The organism is Vibrio sp. 10N.222.46.A1, from assembly GCF_041473595.1.
Classification (GTDB): Bacteria; Pseudomonadota; Gammaproteobacteria; order Enterobacterales; family Vibrionaceae; genus Vibrio; species Vibrio tasmaniensis_A.
This window is the reverse complement of sequence record NZ_JBFRSN010000811.1, coordinates 1-396: the sequence shown is the minus strand read 5'-3', so window position 1 is coordinate 396 and position 396 is coordinate 1. Positions and strand designations below refer to the sequence as shown.

1 protein-coding gene is annotated in these 396 nt (G+C 46.2%); it reads left to right on the top strand.

Annotated elements, in window-relative coordinates; translation table 11 throughout:
• On the top strand, positions 1 to 396 hold a 396-nt coding region (locus AB4496_RS20405), incomplete at both ends, for an ATP-binding protein (RefSeq protein WP_372131790.1).

Genomic DNA, 396 nt, shown 5'->3' with positions numbered 1-396 from the left:
AATGATGGGTATTGCTGCCGACGTAGAGTCGACCTTCAGAGTTAAAGCCGAGCAAAAAGGGCTCAAATTCCAACTGGCGATTGATCCTAAGATCCCAACCATGGTGATTGGCGATGGTACTCAGTTAAGACAAGTACTGAATAACCTAGTTGGCAATGCCATCAAATTTACCGAACATGGTCATGTCATGCTCTCACTTCGTTTAGAAGAAGTCATAGAGCCGGAACAAAAGCTCAGAGTGAAATTTGAGGTGACCGATAGTGGTATTGGTATCGCAGAAGACAAGCAACAATCGGTATTCGATAAGTTTCAACAAGCCGACGGTAGCACCACCCGCATCTACGGAGGCACGGGGCTTGGTCTTACGATATGCGATAAGATCGTGACCTTAATGGG